At 46.3% G+C, this 19,020-nt stretch carries 20 protein-coding genes; 8 read left to right on the forward strand and 12 right to left on the reverse strand.

Annotation, left to right across the window (positions count from 1 at the left end):
- Positions 1 to 65 precede the first annotated feature (65 nt).
- Complete coding sequence (gene fadE, locus ATB76_RS21720) at positions 66 to 2,510, reverse strand: acyl-CoA dehydrogenase FadE (protein WP_061036108.1); 2,445 nt, start codon at positions 2,508 to 2,510, stop codon at positions 66 to 68.
- Positions 2,511 to 2,869: 359 nt separating this feature from the next.
- On the opposite strand from fadE, the gene lpcA reads away from it, so the two are divergent.
- Both lpcA and ATB76_RS21730 read left to right on the forward strand, forming a co-directional pair.
- Positions 2,870 to 3,445 carry a D-sedoheptulose 7-phosphate isomerase gene (lpcA, locus tag ATB76_RS21725; protein WP_005436835.1) on the forward strand — a complete coding sequence of 192 codons (576 nt, stop codon included), beginning with the start codon at positions 2,870 to 2,872 and terminating at the stop codon, positions 3,443 to 3,445.
- Positions 3,446 to 3,506: 61 nt separating this feature from the next.
- Positions 3,507 to 4,352: a class II glutamine amidotransferase gene (locus ATB76_RS21730; protein WP_038864746.1), complete on the forward strand. Its 846-nt coding sequence runs from the start codon at positions 3,507 to 3,509 to the stop codon at positions 4,350 to 4,352.
- Positions 4,353 to 4,436: 84 nt separating this feature from the next.
- On the opposite strand, the gene purN is transcribed toward ATB76_RS21730, so the two are convergent.
- Complete coding sequence (gene purN, locus ATB76_RS21735) at positions 4,437 to 5,075, reverse strand: phosphoribosylglycinamide formyltransferase (protein ID WP_039976982.1); 639 nt, start codon at positions 5,073 to 5,075, stop codon at positions 4,437 to 4,439.
- 143 nt (positions 5,076 to 5,218) lie between these two features.
- The gene (purM, locus tag ATB76_RS21740; RefSeq protein ID WP_061036109.1) at positions 5,219 to 6,259 is read right to left on the reverse strand and encodes a phosphoribosylformylglycinamidine cyclo-ligase; all 1,041 of its coding nucleotides are present in this window, start codon (positions 6,257 to 6,259) and stop codon (positions 5,219 to 5,221) included.
- A gap of 179 nt (positions 6,260 to 6,438) precedes the next feature.
- On the opposite strand from purM, the gene upp reads away from it, so the two are divergent.
- A complete protein-coding gene (gene upp, locus ATB76_RS21745) occupies positions 6,439 to 7,065 on the forward strand; it encodes a uracil phosphoribosyltransferase (RefSeq protein WP_005533963.1) in 627 nt (208 codons plus the stop codon).
- A 126-nt stretch (positions 7,066 to 7,191) separates the two neighbouring features.
- Here upp and ATB76_RS21750 read toward each other — a convergent pair whose 3' ends face one another.
- Positions 7,192 to 8,445 (reverse strand): uracil-xanthine permease family protein, encoded by a 1,254-nt coding sequence (locus ATB76_RS21750; RefSeq protein ID WP_038879185.1) that lies wholly within the window; start codon positions 8,443 to 8,445, stop codon positions 7,192 to 7,194.
- Between the two features lie 235 nt (positions 8,446 to 8,680).
- Between ATB76_RS21750 and ATB76_RS21755 the strand changes: the two genes are divergently transcribed.
- A complete protein-coding gene (locus tag ATB76_RS21755; protein WP_061036120.1) occupies positions 8,681 to 9,979 on the forward strand; it encodes a DUF2066 domain-containing protein in 1,299 nt (432 codons plus the stop codon).
- 82 nt (positions 9,980 to 10,061) lie between these two features.
- Here ATB76_RS21755 and ATB76_RS21760 read toward each other — a convergent pair whose 3' ends face one another.
- Genes ATB76_RS21760 through ATB76_RS21775 form a run of 4 tightly spaced genes read right to left on the reverse strand, consistent with a single transcriptional unit; the run spans position 10,062 to position 12,917 of the window.
- On the reverse strand, positions 10,062 to 10,502 hold the full coding sequence (locus ATB76_RS21760) for a DUF2069 domain-containing protein (RefSeq protein ID WP_038864756.1): 441 nt from the start codon (positions 10,500 to 10,502) through the stop codon (positions 10,062 to 10,064).
- A 20-nt stretch (positions 10,503 to 10,522) separates the two neighbouring features.
- Positions 10,523 to 11,095, reverse strand: a complete 573-nt coding sequence (gene wrbA, locus ATB76_RS21765) for an NAD(P)H:quinone oxidoreductase (RefSeq protein WP_038864757.1) — start codon at positions 11,093 to 11,095, stop codon at positions 10,523 to 10,525.
- Positions 11,096 to 11,446: an arsenate reductase (glutaredoxin) gene (gene arsC / locus ATB76_RS21770; RefSeq protein ID WP_038864758.1), complete on the reverse strand. Its 351-nt coding sequence runs from the start codon at positions 11,444 to 11,446 to the stop codon at positions 11,096 to 11,098.
- A 16-nt stretch (positions 11,447 to 11,462) separates the two neighbouring features.
- On the reverse strand, positions 11,463 to 12,917 hold the full coding sequence (locus ATB76_RS21775; protein ID WP_038864759.1) for a M48 family metallopeptidase: 1,455 nt from the start codon (positions 12,915 to 12,917) through the stop codon (positions 11,463 to 11,465).
- 269 nt (positions 12,918 to 13,186) lie between these two features.
- Between ATB76_RS21775 and ATB76_RS21780 the strand changes: the two genes are divergently transcribed.
- Positions 13,187 to 13,423, forward strand: a complete 237-nt coding sequence (locus ATB76_RS21780; RefSeq protein WP_038864760.1) for a sulfurtransferase TusA family protein — start codon at positions 13,187 to 13,189, stop codon at positions 13,421 to 13,423.
- A gap of 1 nt (position 13,424) precedes the next feature.
- On the forward strand, positions 13,425 to 14,495 hold the full coding sequence (locus tag ATB76_RS21785; RefSeq protein ID WP_038864761.1) for an AI-2E family transporter: 1,071 nt from the start codon (positions 13,425 to 13,427) through the stop codon (positions 14,493 to 14,495).
- Between the two features lie 64 nt (positions 14,496 to 14,559).
- Here ATB76_RS21785 and bcp read toward each other — a convergent pair whose 3' ends face one another.
- The gene (gene bcp, locus ATB76_RS21790) at positions 14,560 to 15,030 is read right to left on the reverse strand and encodes a thioredoxin-dependent thiol peroxidase (protein WP_038864763.1); all 471 of its coding nucleotides are present in this window, start codon (positions 15,028 to 15,030) and stop codon (positions 14,560 to 14,562) included.
- A gap of 15 nt (positions 15,031 to 15,045) precedes the next feature.
- Complete coding sequence (locus ATB76_RS21795; RefSeq protein WP_038864765.1) at positions 15,046 to 15,588, reverse strand: glycine cleavage system protein R; 543 nt, start codon at positions 15,586 to 15,588, stop codon at positions 15,046 to 15,048.
- A gap of 409 nt (positions 15,589 to 15,997) precedes the next feature.
- On the opposite strand from ATB76_RS21795, the gene dapA reads away from it, so the two are divergent.
- Positions 15,998 to 16,876, forward strand: a complete 879-nt coding sequence (gene dapA / locus ATB76_RS21800) for a 4-hydroxy-tetrahydrodipicolinate synthase (RefSeq protein WP_038864767.1) — start codon at positions 15,998 to 16,000, stop codon at positions 16,874 to 16,876.
- Positions 16,877 to 16,942: 66 nt separating this feature from the next.
- On the forward strand, positions 16,943 to 17,962 hold the full coding sequence (gene bamC, locus ATB76_RS21805) for an outer membrane protein assembly factor BamC (protein WP_061036110.1): 1,020 nt from the start codon (positions 16,943 to 16,945) through the stop codon (positions 17,960 to 17,962).
- 128 nt (positions 17,963 to 18,090) lie between these two features.
- On the opposite strand, the gene ATB76_RS21810 is transcribed toward bamC, so the two are convergent.
- A complete protein-coding gene (locus ATB76_RS21810) occupies positions 18,091 to 18,294 on the reverse strand; it encodes a DUF2897 family protein (RefSeq protein WP_033005406.1) in 204 nt (67 codons plus the stop codon).
- Positions 18,291 to 18,989: a M15 family metallopeptidase gene (locus tag ATB76_RS21815; RefSeq protein WP_061036111.1), complete on the reverse strand. Its 699-nt coding sequence runs from the start codon at positions 18,987 to 18,989 to the stop codon at positions 18,291 to 18,293. The genes ATB76_RS21810 and ATB76_RS21815 overlap by 4 nt, the downstream gene beginning before the upstream one ends.
- Positions 18,990 to 19,020: the final 31 nt, after the last annotated feature.

Raw genomic sequence — 19,020 nt, forward strand, 5'->3', positions numbered from 1 at the left:
AACAAAAAAACGGGAGCCGAGGCTCCCGTTTTGCTTTCTTATTTATCGTTTAAGTCATCATTCGCTTAAGCGACGTTTTCCATTTGAGGGTAAAGCGGCTTTGCGGCCAATAGCTCTGGCTCAAAATCGTCTACGTTGATAGTGTCTAGGCGATGCTGTTCCGCTTCTCTTAGCAGATCTGCTTCTTCTTGAGTAATGAAGCCTTGCTCTAGGCCTTCTTGAGCAATCATATCCAAACGCATGAATGGACGGCGTTTACCTTGCGCTTTGCATATTTTGTCGAACACAGGCTCAGCTTGAAGAATCACAGACAGTGCCAGTTCAATCTTACCTGCTGCGTTGTGTTCCGTTGGTTCTAGGTACTGACCACGACCAATACGTGAACGTGTTGCACTTGGCGTTTGTAGAATACGCGCCACTTTACTGTCTAGCTTATCGCTTGGCGCTTTGCGCACTCGGCCAAATGGCATGATCAATACACGCAGTGCACGACCAATCACTTTGTTCGGGAAGTTTGCTAGGAACTCATCAATGGCAGCTTCGCTTTGTTTTAAGCTGTCTTGCAAGCCCCAATGTACCAATGGCAAATCTTCTACAGGGCGGCCATCTTGCTCAAAGCGTTTCAATGTTGCAGAGCTCAAGTATAGCTGACTTAAAATGTCACCAAGACGCGCAGACAGACGCTCTTTACGCTTCAACGAACCACCTAGTACTGCCATCGAGATATCCGATAGAAGAGCAAGGTTTGCGCTGTAACGATTCAATTGTTGGTAGTAACGCTTGGTTGCGTCTTTGGTTGGTGACGTTGAACCTAGACCATCACTTAGACCAAACCAAATGCTACGAATTAGGTTACTCATGGTAAAGCTCACGTGACCCGCTAGTGCTTTGTCAAACTTCTCAACGGCGTCACCAGTCTCCGAGTATGCGGCATTCATCTCTTCAAGAACGTAAGGGTGACAACGAATCGCGCCCTGACCGAAGATGATCATTGAACGAGTCAGGATGTTTGCACCTTCTACCGTTACCGCGATTGGTGCACCTTGGTAACCACGTGCTAGGAAGTTAGAAGGACCCATACAGATGCCTTTACCACCTACGATGTCCATCGCGTCGATGATGCTTTGTTGGCCACGATGCGTACAGTGGTACTTCACGATAGCCGAGATAACCGAAGGTTTTTCACCTAGGTCGATACCTGCCACGGTTAGGTTGCTTGCTGCATCCATCACGTAGGCATTACCACCTAGACGAGCTAATGGTTCTTCTACGCCTTCCATGTGACCGATAGGTTGTTTGAACTGACGACGAATGCGTGAGTAAGCGCCTGTTGCCATCGCAGCGGTTTTGATGCCGCCCGTTGAGTTAGAAGGTAGCGTGATACCACGACCGACTGATAGACACTCAACCAGCATACGCCAGCCTTGACCAGCCATTTTCTCGCCACCGATGATGAAGTCCATTGGTACAAACACATCTTTTGCGCGAGTCGGACCATTTTGGAATGGTACGTTAAGTGGGAAATGACGGTTACCAATCTCAACACCTTTAAGGTTTGTTGGGATTAGAGCACAAGTGATACCAAGATCCTCTTGATCACCAAGCAGACCTTCAGGGTCACGCAGTTTAAAGGCTAGGCCAAGTACCGTCGCGACAGGTGCCAGTGTTATGTAACGTTTATTCCAAGTTAGGCGCATGCCTAAGACTTCTTCGCCTTCCCACTCACCTTTACATACCACACCGAAATCTGGAATAGAGCCAGCATCGGAACCTGCTTCTGGGCTAGTCAGTGCAAAACATGGGATCTCTTTACCTTCAGCCAAGCGAGGTAAGTAATGATTTTTCTGCTCTTCTGTACCGTAGTGTTGCAGGAGTTCACCAGGACCTAATGAGTTCGGTACGCCAACGGTAGAAGACAGCACGCCAGAAACGCCAGTCAGTTTTTGCAGCACCAAAGATTGCGCGTATGCAGAGAATTCCAGACCACCGTATTTCTTTTTGATGATCATGGCGAAGAACTTGTTGTCTTTTAGGTATTGCCATACTTCTGGTGGCAAATCTGCAAGCTCGTGAGTGACTTGGTAGTCGTTCACCATGGCACACACTTCGTTAACTGGGCCATCTAGGAATGCACGCTCTTCTTTGCTCAGCTTAGGCGCTTTGATTGCGTGAAGCTTTTCCCATTCAGGTTTGCCTTTGAATAGCTCCGCTTCCCACCAGACCGTACCAGCGTCCAATGCTTCTTTCTCGGTCTGAGACATAGCAGGCAGGACTTTCTTAAACATCACGAGCGCTTTGCGGCTGATCAGTGATTGGCGAATGCCCGACACGGCGAATACCGCAACGGCAAGTACATAAAGTGCCCAGCCAATAACACCAACTGAGCCTGCGATCGTCAGTGCTAGCATGGCAGCAGTTAGCAGACTGACGGATTTCACGAGAGACATTCTGTGGTAGAGCGTTATGCCTAACACAACTGTCATCGCTACGATTGAGAGCAAGATGTCCATATGTTTTTTCCTTTTCAGACTTTATTAATGTTGTACGTCTGTATTTTGGTAAGAGGTCTAACCAGTTCTCATAAGTGTAATCAAAATATTAATAAAATGTAAAACCCAAGATTGGGTAAAAAGTGATCTATGTAGAGTTAAAATTCTAAAGTTGGGAGTTGAGTGATGATTTCGTAAGCAAGTTAACAAGTTTATTACCGCGATGAATCCAAATCTGTTGGTTCACTATCGACACTAATTCTCGTTTGTGGGTAAACTCAGAGTAATGAAATGTCCGGTGCGAGATTCGCATCAGAACAATTTGCCAAGCGAGAGCCTCAACCTCACTGCTGTGGCCGAAATAATAAAGAGAACGTCTTATGTACCAAGATCTGATTAGAAGTGAATTAAACGAAGCTGCTGAAGTTCTGAATAAGTTTTTAAGTGATGACCACAACATCGCGCAAATCGAAGCGGCAGCAAAAATGATTGCTGACTCATTCAAGCAAGATGGTAAAGTGTTGTCATGCGGTAACGGTGGTTCTCACTGTGACTCTATGCACTTTGCAGAAGAGCTAACAGGTCGTTACCGTGAAAACCGTCCGGGTTACGCTGGTATTGCTATTTCAGATCCAAGCCACCTATCTTGCGTTAGTAACGATTTTGGCTACGACTTCGTATTCTCTCGTTACGTTGAAGCAGTGGGCCGCAAAGGTGATGTTCTGTTTGGTTTGTCGACGTCAGGCAACTCAGGCAACATCCTAAAAGCGATTGAAGCCGCGCAAGCGAAAGGCATGAAGACAATTGCGCTGACCGGTAAAGATGGCGGCAAAATGGCTGGCCTAGCGGACATCGAGATTCGCGTACCACACTTTGGTTACGCAGACCGCATTCAGGAAGTACACATTAAGATTATTCACATCATCATTCAGTTGATTGAAAAAGAGATGGAATAAGCTTTTCAGCTTGGCCTCGTTTGGGCTTAGTGGTGTTTTAAGGTAAGGAGTTCGTTTAACCATGTGTGAATTGCTCGGCATGAGCGCAAATGTTCCAACCGATATTTGTTTCAGTTTTACTGGATTGATGCAGCGCGGTGGTCGCACTGGACCGCATCGTGATGGCTGGGGAATTACTTTCTATGAAGGAAAGGGTTTCCGAACATTCAAAGATCCAAACCCTAGTTGTGATTCTCAGATCGCTGAGTTGGTGCAGAACTACCCGATAAAAAGTCGTGCGGTGGTTAGCCACATTCGCCAAGCAAACCGAGGCGGAGTGAATTTAGAGAACACGCACCCATTTACGCGTGAGCTGTGGGGACGCTACTGGACTTTTGCACACAATGGTCAGCTGACTGACTACCAAGATTTGTATACGGGTCGTCACCGTCCGGTGGGAGAAACCGACAGCGAAATGGCTTTCTGTTGGCTGCTCAAACAGATGGAAGATAAATACCCTGAGCCACCTCAGGATATGGAGTCGGTCTTTACTTATGTTGCTCAGTGTTGCGATAAGTTGAGAGACAAGGGCGTGTTTAACATGCTGCTCAGTGACGGTGAGTTTGTGATGACTTACTGTACCAACCATCTGTATTGGATTACGCGTCGCGCACCATTTGGCAAAGCGGCCCTATTGGATGAAGATGTCGAAATCAACTTCCAAGAAGAGACCACGCCAAATGATGTGGTTTCTGTGATTGCGACTCAGCCATTAACGGGCAATGAGGCATGGCAACGAATGAAACCGGGTGAGTTTGGTTTATTCCATGTCGGAGAGTTGGTATTGAATAATGCCAAGGCTCTGGAGGATGTCCCCTTTGCAGCGCCGAAGCCGGGTAACCAAGCACCGACAGAACCGTTGGAGTGATGGTTTCCTCGCAGTAAAACATTTGAATAAAACAAAAGGCAGCCTGATGGCTGCCTTTTTACGTTTGGTGTTTGGAATTAAGAGTTACTCGGCGGCGTAGCCGTGAGCTCCTAGCTCAAAACCATCGAGATACGCTTTGCCTTCGGTCATCGATAATCGCCCGTCGACTAACCACTTAGTCACCATTGGATAGATGTTGTGCTCTTGCGTTTGTACGCGCGCGGCTAGGGCATCGGTATCGTCGTCTTCAAATACGGGTACTTTGGCTTGTAGTACCACAGGGCCGCCGTCTAACTCTTCTGTGACAAAGTGTACGCTGGTGCCGTGTTCTTTGTCGCCAGCATCAATAGCGCGCTGGTGGGTGTGTAGCCCCGGATACTTAGGCAAAAGGGAAGGGTGGATGTTGATCATTTTACCCAGGTAGTGGGAAACAAACGCGCCACTGAGAATACGCATGTAACCTGCAAGTACAATCACATCCGGTTGGTATTCATCGATTTGTTTCATCAGTTCAGCATCAAAGTCTTCACGGGATTCGAATGCTTTTGGATCGACAAAATGCCCATTCACATCAAACTGTTTTGCGCGCTCTAAACCATAAGCGTCAGCTTTATTGGAGAACACCGCTGCGACTTGTGCATTTGGCATACTGTCTTCGCAAGCTTCCAAGATGGCTTGAAGGTTACTGCCGTTACCCGAAATGAGGACCACTATGTTTTTCATGATGTTGAGACTGCCTTGCTATTGTAGGTTTGAAGTGCGTATCCGCTAAATTACCTACTATTAGAATGGTTTTCGATGTTCCAGATAGCAGAATGAGGACATCGCGTCCTCATTCTTTTTATTTTTTGAGCTTGATTCGCAAGTTATTGGATTTCAACTTGCTCTTCGTTTGCTTCTGCTTGAGCGACTTCACCAATCACCCATGCGTTTTCGCCCTCTTCTTTAAGAAGAGCAACCGCTGCGTCTGCTTGGTCTTTTGGAAGTGCAATGACTAGGCCAACACCACAGTTGAACGTACGGTACATCTCGTGTGTTTCAACGTTGCCTTTCTCTTGTAACCATTTGAAGATGATTGGCCATTCCCAGCTATTACCATCGATAACGGCTTTTGTGCCTTCAGGCAGTACGCGTGGGATGTTTTCCCAGAAACCACCACCCGTGATGTGAGAAATCGCGTGGATGTCGTGCTTCTCAATCATCTTAAGTGCTGATTTGATGTAAATCTTAGTTGGTTCTAGTAGGTGCTCACCGATAGTACGACCTGCTAGCTCTTCGTTTTTATCTGCGCCAGAAACTTCTAGGATCTTACGGATAAGAGAGTAACCGTTTGAGTGTGGACCGCTTGAGCCAACAGCGATTAGTGCGTCGCCTGCTGCCACTTTCGTGCCGTCAATCACGTCTTCTTTTTCTACTACGCCAACACAGAATCCAGCAACGTCGTAGTCTTCGCCTTCGTACATGCCCGGCATCTCAGCAGTTTCACCACCGATTAGTGCACAGCCTGCTTGAACACAGCCATCAGCAATACCAGAAACCACGTCTGCCGCGGTATCTACGTCTAGCTTGCCTGTTGCGTAGTAATCTAGGAAGAATAGGGGCTCAGCACCTTGAACGATTAGGTCGTTTACACACATTGCCACTAGGTCAACGCCAATAGTGTCGTGCTTGTTCATATCCAGCGCTAGGCGAAGTTTTGTACCTACACCGTCAGTACCAGAAACCAGTACAGGTTGTTTGTATTTTGTCGGCAATTCACACAATGCGCCAAAACCGCCGATACCACCCATCACTTCAGGGCGACGAGTACGCTTAACCGCACCTTTAATACGATCTACAAGCGCGTTGCCTGCATCAATATCTACACCAGCGTCTTTATAGCTAAGAGAAGAGTTGTTACCACTCACAGGGAAGTCCTCGGTTTTTAAGTTGGATATGAAAACGGCGCTATTCTACCAGTGGTTAAATACAGATAGCAAACGTTTGCGTCGGTTTTTTTCTTTAGTGATCTATCCTGATATCCCTGCAAAAATCATGTATAATCTGAAGGTTTGTTTAAATATTGCCAATAAAGCCGGAGATGGAAATGAAAGTTGTTGAAGTTAAACACCCTCTAGTGAAACACAAAATCGGTCTAATGCGAGAAGGTGACATCAGCACGAAGCGTTTTCGTGAGTTAGCGACAGAAGTCGGTAGCCTACTTACTTACGAAGCGACTGCAGACTTTGAAACAGAGAAAGTAACCATTGAAGGTTGGAATGGTCCTGTAGAAGTTGACCAAATCAAGGGTAAGAAAGTAACAGTAGTGCCAATCCTGCGTGCAGGTCTAGGTATGATGGACGGCGTTCTTGAGCACATGCCAAGCGCACGTATCAGTGTTGTAGGTATCTACCGTGATGAAGAAACACTTGAGCCAGTGCCATACTTCAACAAGCTTGCTTCAAACATCGATGAGCGTATCGCTCTAGTTGTTGACCCAATGCTTGCAACTGGTGGCTCTATGATCGCAACAATCGATCTTCTAAAAGAGAAAGGTTGTCAGGCAATCAAGATTCTTGTTCTTGTAGCGGCTCCTGAAGGTATCGAAGCGCTAGAAAAAGCGCACCCAGATGTTGAGCTATACACAGCGGCAATCGATGAGAAGCTAAACGACAAAGGTTACATTGTTCCTGGTCTTGGTGATGCAGGTGACAAGATCTTCGGTACTCAATAAGCATTATTGCTTTACTGAATTTCAAAAAAATAAAGGCTTGGTGAAAACCAAGCCTTTTTTGTCTCTGCTATTTAGAAGCGAGCTACGAGATCAGGAAGGGCGACTTAAATCAAGCCGCCACCATACTTACTTCGCGTTGTCTTCTTCCATCTGTGCATTATCTACCACGTGGTTTTCACCAAGGTCGTGTGGTAGCACTAGGTTAAGAATGATTGCAACGATACCACATAGGCTTACACCTTGTAGGCTGAACTCGCCAATACCGAAAGCCATGCCGCCGATACCAAATACTAGGGTTACCGCTACGATCACTAGGTTACGTGATTTGTGCAGGTCAACGTTGTTCTTAATCAGTGTGTTTAGGCCAACGGTTGCGATAGAACCAAACAGTAGAATCATGATACCGCCCATTACTGGAACTGGAATGGTTTGTAGAATCGCACCTAGCTTACCTACCAGCGCAAGTACGATGGCAGTAACCGCTGCCCATGTCATGATTACAGGGTTGAACGCTTTCGTTAGCATTACCGCTCCTGTTACTTCGCTGTACGTGGTATTTGGTGGTGCGCCAACCATAGAAGCTGCAATTGTTGCCACCCCGTCACCGGCGATAGTACGGTGCAGGCCTGGTTTCTTCAGGTAGTTTTTGCCCGTTACGTTTGAGATAGCAAGCATGTCACCCACGTGTTCAACCGCCGGGGCAATCGCTACTGGGATCATGAACAAGATGGCGTTGATGTTGAATTCTGGTGCAGTGAAGTTTGGCATTGCAAGCCAAGCTGCTTGAGCAACCGGTGTGAAATCAACCACACCGTAGAACAGGGATACTGTGTAGCCTGCCAAAATACCGCCGACGATAGGAACCAACTTTAGGAAGCCTTTCGCGAACACGCTTAGTGTAATAGTCGTTAAAAGTGATACCGCTGAGATGATCACCGCCGCATCGCCATTCACTAATTGAATCGCGCCGTCTCCCGATTTACCTACTGCCATGTTGACCGCGGTAGGAGCGAGGCCAAGACCTATCACCATGATGACTGGGCCGACAACCACAGGTGGCAGAATTTTATGAATAAAGCCAACGCCGCGTACTTTGATCATCGCACCAAGACCAACGTACACTAAACCAGCAGCCATCAAGCCACCCATGGTTGCACCGATACCCCAAGTCTGGATACCGAACATAATAGGAGCAATAAACGCAAAAGAAGAGGCAAGGAAGATAGGGACAGAACGTTTAGTAATCAGTTGGAAAAGAAGAGTACCGACACCAGCACCAAACAGAGCAACGTTTGGGTCTAGGCCAGTAAGAAGTGGTACCAGCACGAGAGCACCAAAAGCGACAAAGAGCATCTGAGCGCCTTGTAACGCGTTTTTCATAATTATTTCCTATTCAGAGATACGCAGACAAATCCGGCGAATATTACCATCTGGCAATCGATTGCAATGTTGCCTAGATCAAACTTTTGTATGGATTTATAGCAGAGACGAATAGTTTGTTTTCATGGTGGGTTTTAACTTGGTCAGAATACAGACAATTCACTCAGTACTCTTCTTGCTCACCGTTTGATAGTTGCTTATGATGCGTGTTCTTGTACAGAGGATTATGAAAACTATGCGCTATTTAGCTCTCTTATTGATAGGTTGGTTGTCTCTGCCAGTTTATGCATTAACTCAGGTGGATATCTATCGTGCCGAAGTGGCGATCGACAGTGAGCAAAAAGACGGCGAAGAACTCGCCCGTCAACAAGGTATGCAAGATGTGATTGTGCGTGCAACAGGCAGCGAATCTTCCCTTAGCAACCCAGTAATTAAGAAAGCAGTGGGTTCAAGTTCTCGCTATATTTCTCAACTTGGTTACGGCCAACTTGATGGTCAAAGCAGTTTGAAGATGCTGTTCAATAGTGGCCAAATCCGTTCTTTGTTGACGCAAGCACAGTTGCCAACGTGGTCAGCAAGTCGTGCCAACATTCTTGTTTGGTTAGTGGAAGAACAAGGTTACGACCGTACTATCACTTGGGAGCATTCTGATTCTTCAAGTGTTGCAGCGTTGCGTGATGCGGCACAGTCACGAGGTTTACCTATCACGATGCCTGTGGGTGACTTTGATGATGTTACCGGTGTGAACGTGTCTGATTTGTGGGGCGGCTTTGTTGACCCAATCAGCCAAGCAAGCCAACGTTACCCTGTGGATGCCGTTTTGGTTGTACGCGTACAAGGTGACAAGATCCGTTGGACTTTGTATGACCAAGCGCCAACACAATTGTCTGAGTCTAAGCAATCGCCACGTAGTGGCTCTGCCTCTGGTGCGAATGCGATTCCGGCGGTGATTGGTGGTATCGCTGATTATTATGCGAAGAAAAGCGCGGTTGTTGTCTCGAGCAAATCTTCAGAAGAGATCGATGTAAAAGTGGTTGATGTTGAATCAGCAATGGATTTCTTCAACCTAGAGGATTCCCTAACTAAGCTAAACTCAGTGGCGAGCACCGAGATCAAGCGTGTACAAGGCAATGCTGTGACATTGACTATTCACCTCCTTGCTTCTCAACAAGCGTTTGAACAAGAAGCTTCCTCTATTCGTCCATTGGAAGTCACCGAAGATCCAATGGCGGGTTTAGAACCGGCGGCGGTACAACTTCCAGAAGCGCCAGCGCAACCAGCGCAACTTCCTGCTGATACAGAGCAAGGCCAAGCTACAGAGAGTGGTGCTGTGGTTCAAGAGTTGACGGCAGAGCAGAGCGCAGTAGAAGCGAAACAGCCTGTTGTTGCTCAGCCAGCTCCAGAGCAATATGACCTTATTTACAAGTGGAAAGCTCCGGTTCGTGCACAAGTTGAGCCAGAGCTGGATGCGGATTCTGAAATTGCGCCTGTGCTAGAAAAAGATACGGTAGAAAATCCAGAAGATGTTGGTTAATCGACGGTCTTGATTGGGGTTTCAAACAAATAAAAAGAGTCGCCTAGTGCGACTCTTTTTTTGATTTTGAAACTTCACGAGACTACTTGTTGAATTTGGCTTTCTCTTCCTTTTCAACTTGAGAAAGGCGTTTTAATTTCAACCCTAGCTCTTTACCTCTCGCTCGTGCAAACAAGATGTTACCCAAGAAGCCCAGTGATGTGAGTAGTAACTCGACAACGGCAAGCCAGCGTTCACCATCATCGACGTATAAAATGGTCAAACCGTGTAAGAAGTACAGCATCAGCACAAAGTTTGCCCACGCGTGGGTGTATGGCTTACCCGCTAAAATTCCCGGTAATGGGAGCAGTAACGGAACACACCAAGCAATGGCTAATGTGGTACTGCTCAGGTGTGGGTGAGGCGATAAGGCCAGTTGCCAAATGGCGACCCAAGCCAGTAGCGCTAAATTGCCAAACAGCGCCATATAACGATAGGTTTGAGTTTGCTTGCTGAGAGGTGGTTGGTCGATAGAGTCAGTCATCGATTTACTTATCCTTGAGCTTACTGACTGCCTTTCAGCTTTTGTGCTGTCGCTGCCAGTCGTTTTCCTAATTGCTGTGCGAGACGAATCTCTTCTGCCGTAAGACTTGGTTCTTGTCCTACACTGCTTGCGCCATATGGTGTGCCACCTGATTGGGTGGTGTGCAGTTCTGGCTCTGAATAGGGGATTCCCAACACCATCATGCCGTGATGCAGCAGTGGTGTCATCATGCTCTGTAACGTGGTTTCTTGGCCACCATGCATAGAAGATGATGAGGTAAACACACAAGCAGGTTTATCGATAAGGTCACCGTTTACCCACAAAGGTGTGGTTTGATCCCAAAAGTGTTTGAGTGGTGCGGCCATGTTGCCAAACCAAACTGGGCTGCCAAACGCAAGACCGTCGCACTTTTTCAACTCTTCTAGAGTAACAATTGGATCAGAAGGAGGCTGTGAGTGAGGTGACAATTCTTCAACTGTACGCAAAATCGCTTCACAATGAGGAGTCGACTCGACTCCCCTTGCTATCTGTCTTGCCAGCTGTTTTGTAGAGCCATGACGGCTGAAATACAAAATGAGAACCTGGCAATCCATTTATAGAATGTCCAATACTTGCTCTGGCGGGCGACCAATTTTTGCTTTGCCGTTTGCAACAACAACAGGGCGCTCAAAAAGCTTTGGATTTTTTTCCATTGCTTCGAACAATTGCTCGTCTGTCACTGACGCTTCACCTAGAGCAAGCTCTTTGTAGATGTCTTCTTTTGTACGCATCATTTCGCGAACTGAAGAGAACCCAAGTTGAGTGTAAAGTGCTTTGAGTTGCTCCACGTTAAGCGGTGTATCTAGGTATTTAACCACTTCGGGTGTCACACCATTTTGCTCTAGCAGTTCCAGTGTTTGACGGCTCTTTGAGCAACGAGGATTGTGATAAATCACGACTGACATGGTTTTCTCCATTTCGTTATTGTAATGCCATGAATCGATCTCTTTGGATCATTAACTGGTCGATACGAGCGTCGTATCGTGCTTGTTTCAAGCTGCCCAGATCTGCAATTTTACTTGCTTCAGAATAATATTGAATGGCTTTATTCCATCCTGCTCGCAGCGCTAAAATTTCCGCGCGAGCGGCAAGTTCTTCGTCATTGCGACCCAGTGCGTGGTTACCTTTTGATAGAAGGTGCCAACCATTAGTGTCTTCTGGGTTATCGTGCGTGTAACGTTGAAGAATACGTACGGCTTCTTCATTCTTATTCGCTTCTAACAAAGCGTTGGCATAGTTGATGGTCAGCACTTTGTTTTGTGGATTGCGCTTTAAGGCACGACTTAGCATATCTACGGCTTTTTGCGGCTGTTTCTGCTCGATGTACAGATCTGTCATGGCATCAAGATAAAATGGATTCGCTGGGTCTTGTTGAAGCAGTTTTTTCAACAACGGTTCAGCCTTATCGAGACGCTTATTATCTAAATGCACCAGCGCGCGACCGTAATCAAAAGACGGGACAATTTCTGGTGACGCTTTTTTCTGTGTTCGTTCAAACCACCCCATCGCTGCTTGCCCATCAATGCCTGCATAGCGGGCTACAATGCGAGCGCGTGTCAGGTGGTAATCGATAGATGGTTGAATTCGCAATGGTGGATACGCTCTAGCACGTGCTCGGCTGTCGGTAATACGGTCTTCTGGTAATGGGTGAGTCAAAAGCATTGGGGGGGGCTTACTTGCGTAACGGTATTCGTCCGCAAGACGACCAAAAAAGCGAGGCATTGCTTGAGCTTCAAACCCAGCTTTTGCCAAGGTCGCAATACCAAAACGGTCGGCTTCTTTCTCGTTTGAGCGAGTGTAGTTGATTTGGCTCTGCATATTACCAGCTGTTGCCGCCGTCACTGCTGCCATCCCCGCTTCTGGAGAGGCAATAGCAAGCAACAGCGCACCAGCTAGTGCCGCCATCGTAGCTGGCGAGCGACGAGCTTGTTCTTCCATGCTTCGCGCAAGGTGACGCTGTGTAACGTGGGCAATTTCGTGCGCCACAACAGAGGCAAGCTCACTTTCAGTACGAGCGTGCAAAAATAGACCCGAGTGCAGGGCAACGTAACCACCAAAGAAGGCGAATGCGTTGATGTTGCGGTCACGGATCATAAAGAAGTGGAACGGAGTTTTTACGTCATTCGCATTGGCGACCAAACGGTGTCCAAGTGTGTCAATGTATTCATTGATGACGGGATCGCTAACAATAGGGCTGCTGGCTCTGAGCATACGCATGTAGGCGTCACCGTAAATCAACTCCTGATCTATCGTCAGAGTGCCTCCAGCTGCCGTACCAATATCAGGGAGATCAAGGCTATTGGCGTAAATAGGTGTTGGTGTACTCAATGCAGCAGCAAGGCATAAACAAACTAGCGAGCGAGTGCGTTTTAACATACGGTTTAAAGATTCTCCAAAATACCGAGTCTGTGCTTGAGAGATGAATTCCTTTCAACGTCAGCACAGGCTTTATGGTCATCCGTGTCGGATGAATATGCTAGCTATAAGACCGAAAATAAACGAATTGGTTTCGTTAATTGTCATACACATAACTTCAAATTGTTAATTTAGAAGTCTTTGTCGTCTACGCTTAAATCACTAGCACCAGCTCAAAAAGCCGTTACAATACAACCCTATCATAGTTGCAGAGCAATACAATGGAATCCATGTTACTTGATTTGCGTGATCAACGCTGCCCTATGGCACTGTTACTTGCTAAGCGTCACGCAGCTGAAGTGTTTCAAGGAGAAACATCGCAGTTTCAACAGCTTGTTATTCAAGTTGTAGACAAGAGCTCTAAACAAGACATTGTGAAGTATTTGCAAAATCAAGGCTATACAGTGGATTGCGAATCCACGTCAGAACACTTCATTTTGACAGTCTTCAATAAGGAATCATCATAAGATGCTTGAGATGGTAAGTCGTTGGTATAAGCGACGCTTTTCAGACCCACACGCCGTGAGCCTCGTAGCGATCTTGCTGTTCGGCTTTATCACCATTTATTTCTTCGGGCATTTGATTGCACCGTTGTTAGTTGCCATCGTTCTAGCATATTTACTCGAGTGGCCAGTGACGCAAATGTGTCGCTTGGGGATTCCACGTACTTTTTCTGTCATTACGGTGATTTTGATTTTCATTGGCTTGATGCTGATTGCGGTGTTTGGTTTAGTGCCAACCATCTGGACTCAGGTCGGCAACCTAATCAACGACATTCCGAACATGTATGCTGGTCTGCAAAAGTTCATTGCTACTTTACCACAGCGTTATCCAGAACTGGCGAACTTACAAATCGTGGAAACCTTGGTAACCAATGCGAAAAACCAAGCAATAGGCTTAGGTGAAAGTGTGGTGAAAGGTTCGTTGGCGTCACTCGTCAGTTTGGCTACGTTAGCGGTTTATCTGATTCTTGTTCCTCTGTTGGTGTTCTTTCTACTGAAAGACAAAGAAGAAATGCTACGCATGGCAAGCGGTATTCTGCCTAAAAACCGTAAGTTGGCGAACAAAGTTTGGCATGAGATGAACGAGCAGATCTCGAATTATATTCGCGGTAAAGTGCTTGAAATTCTTATCGTTGGTGGCGTGAGCTACGTAACCTTCGCGATTCTTGATTTACGTTACTCAGCGCTGCTTGCGGTTGCCGTGGGCTTATCCGTTCTGATCCCCTATATCGGTGCGGCAGCGGTGACAGTACCTGTGGCGATTGTTGGTTTGTTCCAATGGGGCTTATCGCCTCAGTTTTACTGGTTACTTGTTGCTTACGGTATTATTCAAGCACTAGATGGCAACGTATTAGTACCAGTATTGTTTTCAGAGGCAGTCAACCTTCACCCAGTGGCTATCATTGTCGCAGTATTGGTGTTTGGTGGATTGTGGGGCTTCTGGGGCGTATTCTTTGCTATTCCATTGGCGACGTTGGTGAAAGCAGTATGGAACGCGCTGCCAAGCTCGGAAGAAGCCGAACCGATACAAGAATAGAAACTGATTGCAATAAAAAGCCCAGCGATTGCTGGGCTTTTTGGTATTTGGATGAAAGCTAAGCTTACGCGTTTTCCTTCAAGTAGTTCACAACCACTTCGTGGTGATCTTTGGTTTTGAACTTGTTGAACACGTGCTCAATCACGCCTTCTTCGTTGATTAGGAAGCTGATGCGATGAAGGCCATCGTACACTTTGCCCATGAACTTCTTCTCGCCCCAAACGCCGAATTGGTCTGCAACTGCATGATCTTCGTCTGAAAGTAGCGTGAAGTTTAGCTCATCACGCTCGATGAATTTACCAAGGCGTTTTACTGGGTCGATACTTACGCCTAAAACGACAACGTTGTGTTCATCTAGCGCTGCTTTTACATCACGCAGACCTTTTGCCTGGGTCGTACAACCCGGCGTCATCGCCTTAGGGTAGAAGTAAAACAGAACTTTTTTACCTTTAAAATCACCTAAAGAAACGGTGTTGCCATCTTGGTCGAGCAAAGAGAAGGCTGGCGCTGGCGAGCCTGCTGTCAGCGTATTCATTATTATTTCCTTTACTTATAGTGTGTTTTTAATGAAATTCAGAGAACCTTGTACGTTGAGCGTATGACAAAGTTCATCGAATTCTTCTTGCAGTTGCATCAGGTTACAGTCTGCACTCACTGATGCAGTGATTGCGATGTGGAATTGATCTGCATCGAGCTGAATTTTTGATTTACTGATGGTTTGCGCACTAAGAGAATGTAGGCCAATCTGTTTATCAGCGAAGAACTGAGTGAATTTTTCCGTAAGACCGATGCGGTCCTCAGATTCAATAAACACTTCCATGGTGTAGCTGTTGTCGAGCAACTCGTGCGCCGACGTTCGCTTCATGATGGTAATAAGGTCATGTTCTTGCCCAAGCAGTGGCAATTGTGTCTCAACACGGGTGACATTACTGGCATTCCCAGTAAGTAGCATAATGAGGGTAAATTCATTACCAAAGATAGCGATACGGCTATCGACAATGTTACAGCCAGCAAGAGTGACGAGCCTAACCACTTGGTTACATATGCCCGGACGATCCGTTCCAACCGCTGTAAGTACCAGATGTTGCTTCATAAATGAGCTTCTTGTCCTTTCTTTCAATAGAGAGATGTTAGCACAGATACAACAGAGAAATGTCGAGTCAGTTCTTTTTTTAAACTCATGGAAACGCTTTGTTGATTATGTGAACACTTTGGTTGTTGAGCACTCTATTAATTCACTCAGTGCTGACTTGAGCTTAAAGGTGAAAGAGTATATTCCGCGGCTAATTTAAGATGGCAAGCTGAGTTGGGTAATGGCTTGCCACAAGACAATACGATTATCAGAATGGCTGGAATTGAGAACAAAATTCACAATTTAGTTGCGAGACCTCTAACAACTGGTAATTATTCATTCATTTGTACTTTGTAAGCGAGTTTACGCTCTTGTGTTTGTCAATCGCATTACAGTACCATGCAGAAAGAGTAAATTGAGGGAGATAAACATGTTTTCAGGAAGTATCGTAGCGCTGATTACACCATTTAAGCCAGATGGTGAAGTAGACTTTGATGGTCTGCAAAAGCTTGTTGAGTACCATGTAGAAGCAGGTACCGACGGTATTGTGGCAGTAGGCACGACAGGTGAGTCTGCGACTCTGACCATTGAAGAGCATGTAAAGGTCGTTAATAAAATCGTTGAGTTTGCGGACGGTCGTATCCCAGTGATTGCTGGTACGGGCGCAAATGCAACCCACGAAGCAGTTACGTTTAGCAAATTATTAGCGGATTCTGGTATCTCTGGTTACCTGAGTGTGACGCCTTACTACAACAAACCAACACAAGAAGGTTTGTTCCAACATTACAAAGCTATTGCTGAAGCGAGTGATGTACCTCTAATTTTGTACAATGTACCAGGTCGTACTGCAGTAGATTTATTGCCTGAGACAGTGGCACGTTTGTCAAAGCTTGATAATATCGTGGCATTAAAAGACGCAACCGGTGATTTAAGCCGAATTGCACTTCACCGTGAACTTTGTGGCGAAGATTTTATCTTACTAAGTGGTGATGATGCGACTGGCCTAGAATTTGTTAAACTTGGCGGTCACGGCGTTATCTCGGTAACGAACAATATTGCGGCTAAAGACATGGCTGACATGTTCCATTTGGCAAGTGAAGATAAGTACGAAGAAGCAGAAGTTATCAACCAACGTTTGATGACACTGCACAAAAATCTGTTCGTTGAATCAAGCCCAATCCCAGTAAAATGGGCAGCACATAAGCTTGGTTTGATTGAAGAAGGTGGTTTACGTCTTCCTCTTGTCGAGCTTTCTGAAAAATCTCAGCCAGTTGTGGAACAAGCGTTAACAGACGCCCGCATTTATTAAGATTGAGTGACTAGGATTGAAGTTCATGCTGGGGGCAAGTACGCCCTCAGTGTTTTAGGAGTATAAATGAAGCTTTCAAGCCAGTTAGTGTTAAGCTCACTAGCTGTATTCGTATTGACTGCCTGTTCAGGCGGTGCCAACCAACGTCGTCAAGCAAAAGACGACTTCGAGTATTTGAACACCCCATCTCTGGAAGAGTGGAGTGTACCCGCAGGTGCTGTTCCTCAGTTTTACCCTAACTACCGCATTCCTCAAGGAAACTACAGCGGTGGTATTGGTAAAAACGTGGATATTCGCCCACCTCAACAAGTACTGGAACTGATTCCTGGCGCTCGTCTTGATCGTAGCAGCGACGGTGAAGTGACACTATGGCTGCTTCGCAAGGATGAATTGGATAAAGTTTGGCGAACGGTTCAAGAGATGGTTTCTGAGAACAAGATTCCTGTAGAAAGCCAAACTGACAACCGCATTGAAACCGGTTGGGTCACTTGGAACTCACCAGATGAAGAGATGGAAATCGGCAGCCGCTACGAAATTACTCGTGGTGAGATGAACGGTCGTCATGGCTTTAAGGTTAGCTTGATTGACTGGCGCGAAGGCAACCAAGTGAAAGAAGTGACACGTACTAACCGTGAGCGTTACAACGTGCTCATGACTAACTTGGTAACGGCGCGTTATGATCAACACGTTCGTGAAGAAGCACAGCTTAAGGCGCAAGAGCTAGTGAAACATATCCCTATCACAATGGGTAAAGATCGCAGCGGTCTACCAGTGATCATCGCTCGTGCTCAGTACGATGTCGTTTGGAATAGTTTACCAGATATGCTACCTGAGATGGGCTTCAAGATTGAAGAACGAAGCCAATCTCAAGGTACGGTGACCGCGAAGTACGCATCTCCAGATGATGAATTCTGGAATGATATCGGTGTGAAGCCGGTTGACCTAGCCCCAGGTAAGTACACTTTCCTATTGGGTGATTTAGGCAACCGTACTTCAATCAACATTGCTGACTCTTCTGGTAAGCCAGTAGAAGAAGAATTCTTGGAGTCACTTGTGCCAGTCTTGGCTGCGGCTGTGAAAGATTAATTGCTTAAGGCAGTTAAATAGTTAGACACGGATAAACAAAAGGGACCTTCTTGGTCCCTTTTTAGTGCTTGTTTTCTTGGGAATACTCAGTACTTTGGTTTGAGTTCAGAGTAAGCTCAAATGAGATATTAACGAGAGTCGTCTTTCTTCTCACCATTTTCGCCGTAGCGTTCTTTATCCAACTCGTTCAGCTTATCTAAATCGTTCTTACGACCTTTATCCATCTGACCAAACTTCATTTTTGCGGTGTACTTGAGCGCAGCAATATTCCCCACCACGATGCTGACCACTATGATGATAATGACCCAAGGGTTGGTTAATAGTTCGATCATAGAGCCTCCGGCGGCGTGATATTGTGAATGAATTTGGTAACGACCTTATCCAAATTATTCAATATGACGTCAATCCCTGCAATGTTATCGATCTGATTTTGCTCAGTTAGCTGATTTCTCAGAACTTCGGGCGTCAAATGAGTTAGGCATTGCTGCCCTACAAAGCGATGGCTGATGTGCCAGGGTTCAATGGCAACGCCCCCCAGATCTTGCTGATAAGGGAAGAAGAAACCAAAGTGCTCTAAATTGGCTGATAACCATTGATAGAAAGGTAACTGGTGACCTTCTAAGTATTCCCACGGCTCTAACTGCAATTGTGTATCTGACGGTAGCAAGTTACGCGCGTAGACATCAAAATCACAACCCCAATGATGTCGGCTTCCGCCCGGTAGGGCAGACCAACGAAGAATGGCCATCAGCTTTTCTTCATCACTGAGTTCCGCCTTGTCTAGAGGCTGGGAGTGAGAATCTAAGATGGTTAAGTCACCGGCAAACTTACCGTTCCAGATCGCTTTTTGGCGGTTGAAATCGCGAAAGCCGCTGGCAATTTCCATCTTAAAGCCCGCTTTGTGTGCCGCATCAATCATCTGCAACAAATCATCTACGACCTCTGGGTGAAGCATAAAGGCTTTTTGACCCACTAAAGTGGATTGCAGGTGTGAGTCTGTGATTCCGGTAAGTTGCTCTGGTGTCATGGTGTTCTCGTTAAATACTACTTGCTACACA

This window comes from Vibrio sp. MOR3 (assembly GCF_001557775.1).
GTDB classification, from domain to species: Bacteria; Pseudomonadota; Gammaproteobacteria; order Enterobacterales; family Vibrionaceae; genus Vibrio; species Vibrio jasicida.

Excerpts from the sequence above, each read along its gene's own strand:
- fadE (WP_061036108.1), bottom strand. The coding sequence starts at position 2,510 with ATGGACATCTTGCTCTCAATCGTAGCGATGACAGTTGTGTTAGGCATA.
- lpcA (WP_005436835.1), top strand. The coding sequence starts at position 2,870 with ATGTACCAAGATCTGATTAGAAGTGAATTAAACGAAGCTGCTGAAGTT.
- ATB76_RS21730 (WP_038864746.1), top strand. The coding sequence starts at position 3,507 with ATGTGTGAATTGCTCGGCATGAGCGCAAATGTTCCAACCGATATTTGT.
- purN (WP_039976982.1), bottom strand. The coding sequence starts at position 5,075 with ATGAAAAACATAGTGGTCCTCATTTCGGGTAACGGCAGTAACCTTCAA.
- upp (WP_005533963.1), top strand. The coding sequence starts at position 6,439 with ATGAAAGTTGTTGAAGTTAAACACCCTCTAGTGAAACACAAAATCGGT.
- ATB76_RS21750 (WP_038879185.1), bottom strand. The coding sequence starts at position 8,445 with ATGAAAAACGCGTTACAAGGCGCTCAGATGCTCTTTGTCGCTTTTGGT.
- ATB76_RS21755 (WP_061036120.1), top strand. The coding sequence starts at position 8,681 with ATGCGCTATTTAGCTCTCTTATTGATAGGTTGGTTGTCTCTGCCAGTT.
- ATB76_RS21760 (WP_038864756.1), bottom strand. The coding sequence starts at position 10,502 with ATGACTGACTCTATCGACCAACCACCTCTCAGCAAGCAAACTCAAACC.
- wrbA (WP_038864757.1), bottom strand. The coding sequence starts at position 11,095 with ATGGATTGCCAGGTTCTCATTTTGTATTTCAGCCGTCATGGCTCTACA.
- arsC (WP_038864758.1), bottom strand. The coding sequence starts at position 11,446 with ATGTCAGTCGTGATTTATCACAATCCTCGTTGCTCAAAGAGCCGTCAA.
- ATB76_RS21775 (WP_038864759.1), bottom strand. The coding sequence starts at position 12,917 with ATGTTAAAACGCACTCGCTCGCTAGTTTGTTTATGCCTTGCTGCTGCA.
- ATB76_RS21780 (WP_038864760.1), top strand. The coding sequence starts at position 13,187 with ATGTTACTTGATTTGCGTGATCAACGCTGCCCTATGGCACTGTTACTT.
- ATB76_RS21785 (WP_038864761.1), top strand. The coding sequence starts at position 13,425 with ATGCTTGAGATGGTAAGTCGTTGGTATAAGCGACGCTTTTCAGACCCA.
- bcp (WP_038864763.1), bottom strand. The coding sequence starts at position 15,030 with ATGAATACGCTGACAGCAGGCTCGCCAGCGCCAGCCTTCTCTTTGCTC.
- ATB76_RS21795 (WP_038864765.1), bottom strand. The coding sequence starts at position 15,588 with ATGAAGCAACATCTGGTACTTACAGCGGTTGGAACGGATCGTCCGGGC.
- dapA (WP_038864767.1), top strand. The coding sequence starts at position 15,998 with ATGTTTTCAGGAAGTATCGTAGCGCTGATTACACCATTTAAGCCAGAT.
- bamC (WP_061036110.1), top strand. The coding sequence starts at position 16,943 with ATGAAGCTTTCAAGCCAGTTAGTGTTAAGCTCACTAGCTGTATTCGTA.
- ATB76_RS21810 (WP_033005406.1), bottom strand. The coding sequence starts at position 18,294 with ATGATCGAACTATTAACCAACCCTTGGGTCATTATCATCATAGTGGTC.
- ATB76_RS21815 (WP_061036111.1), bottom strand. The coding sequence starts at position 18,989 with ATGACACCAGAGCAACTTACCGGAATCACAGACTCACACCTGCAATCC.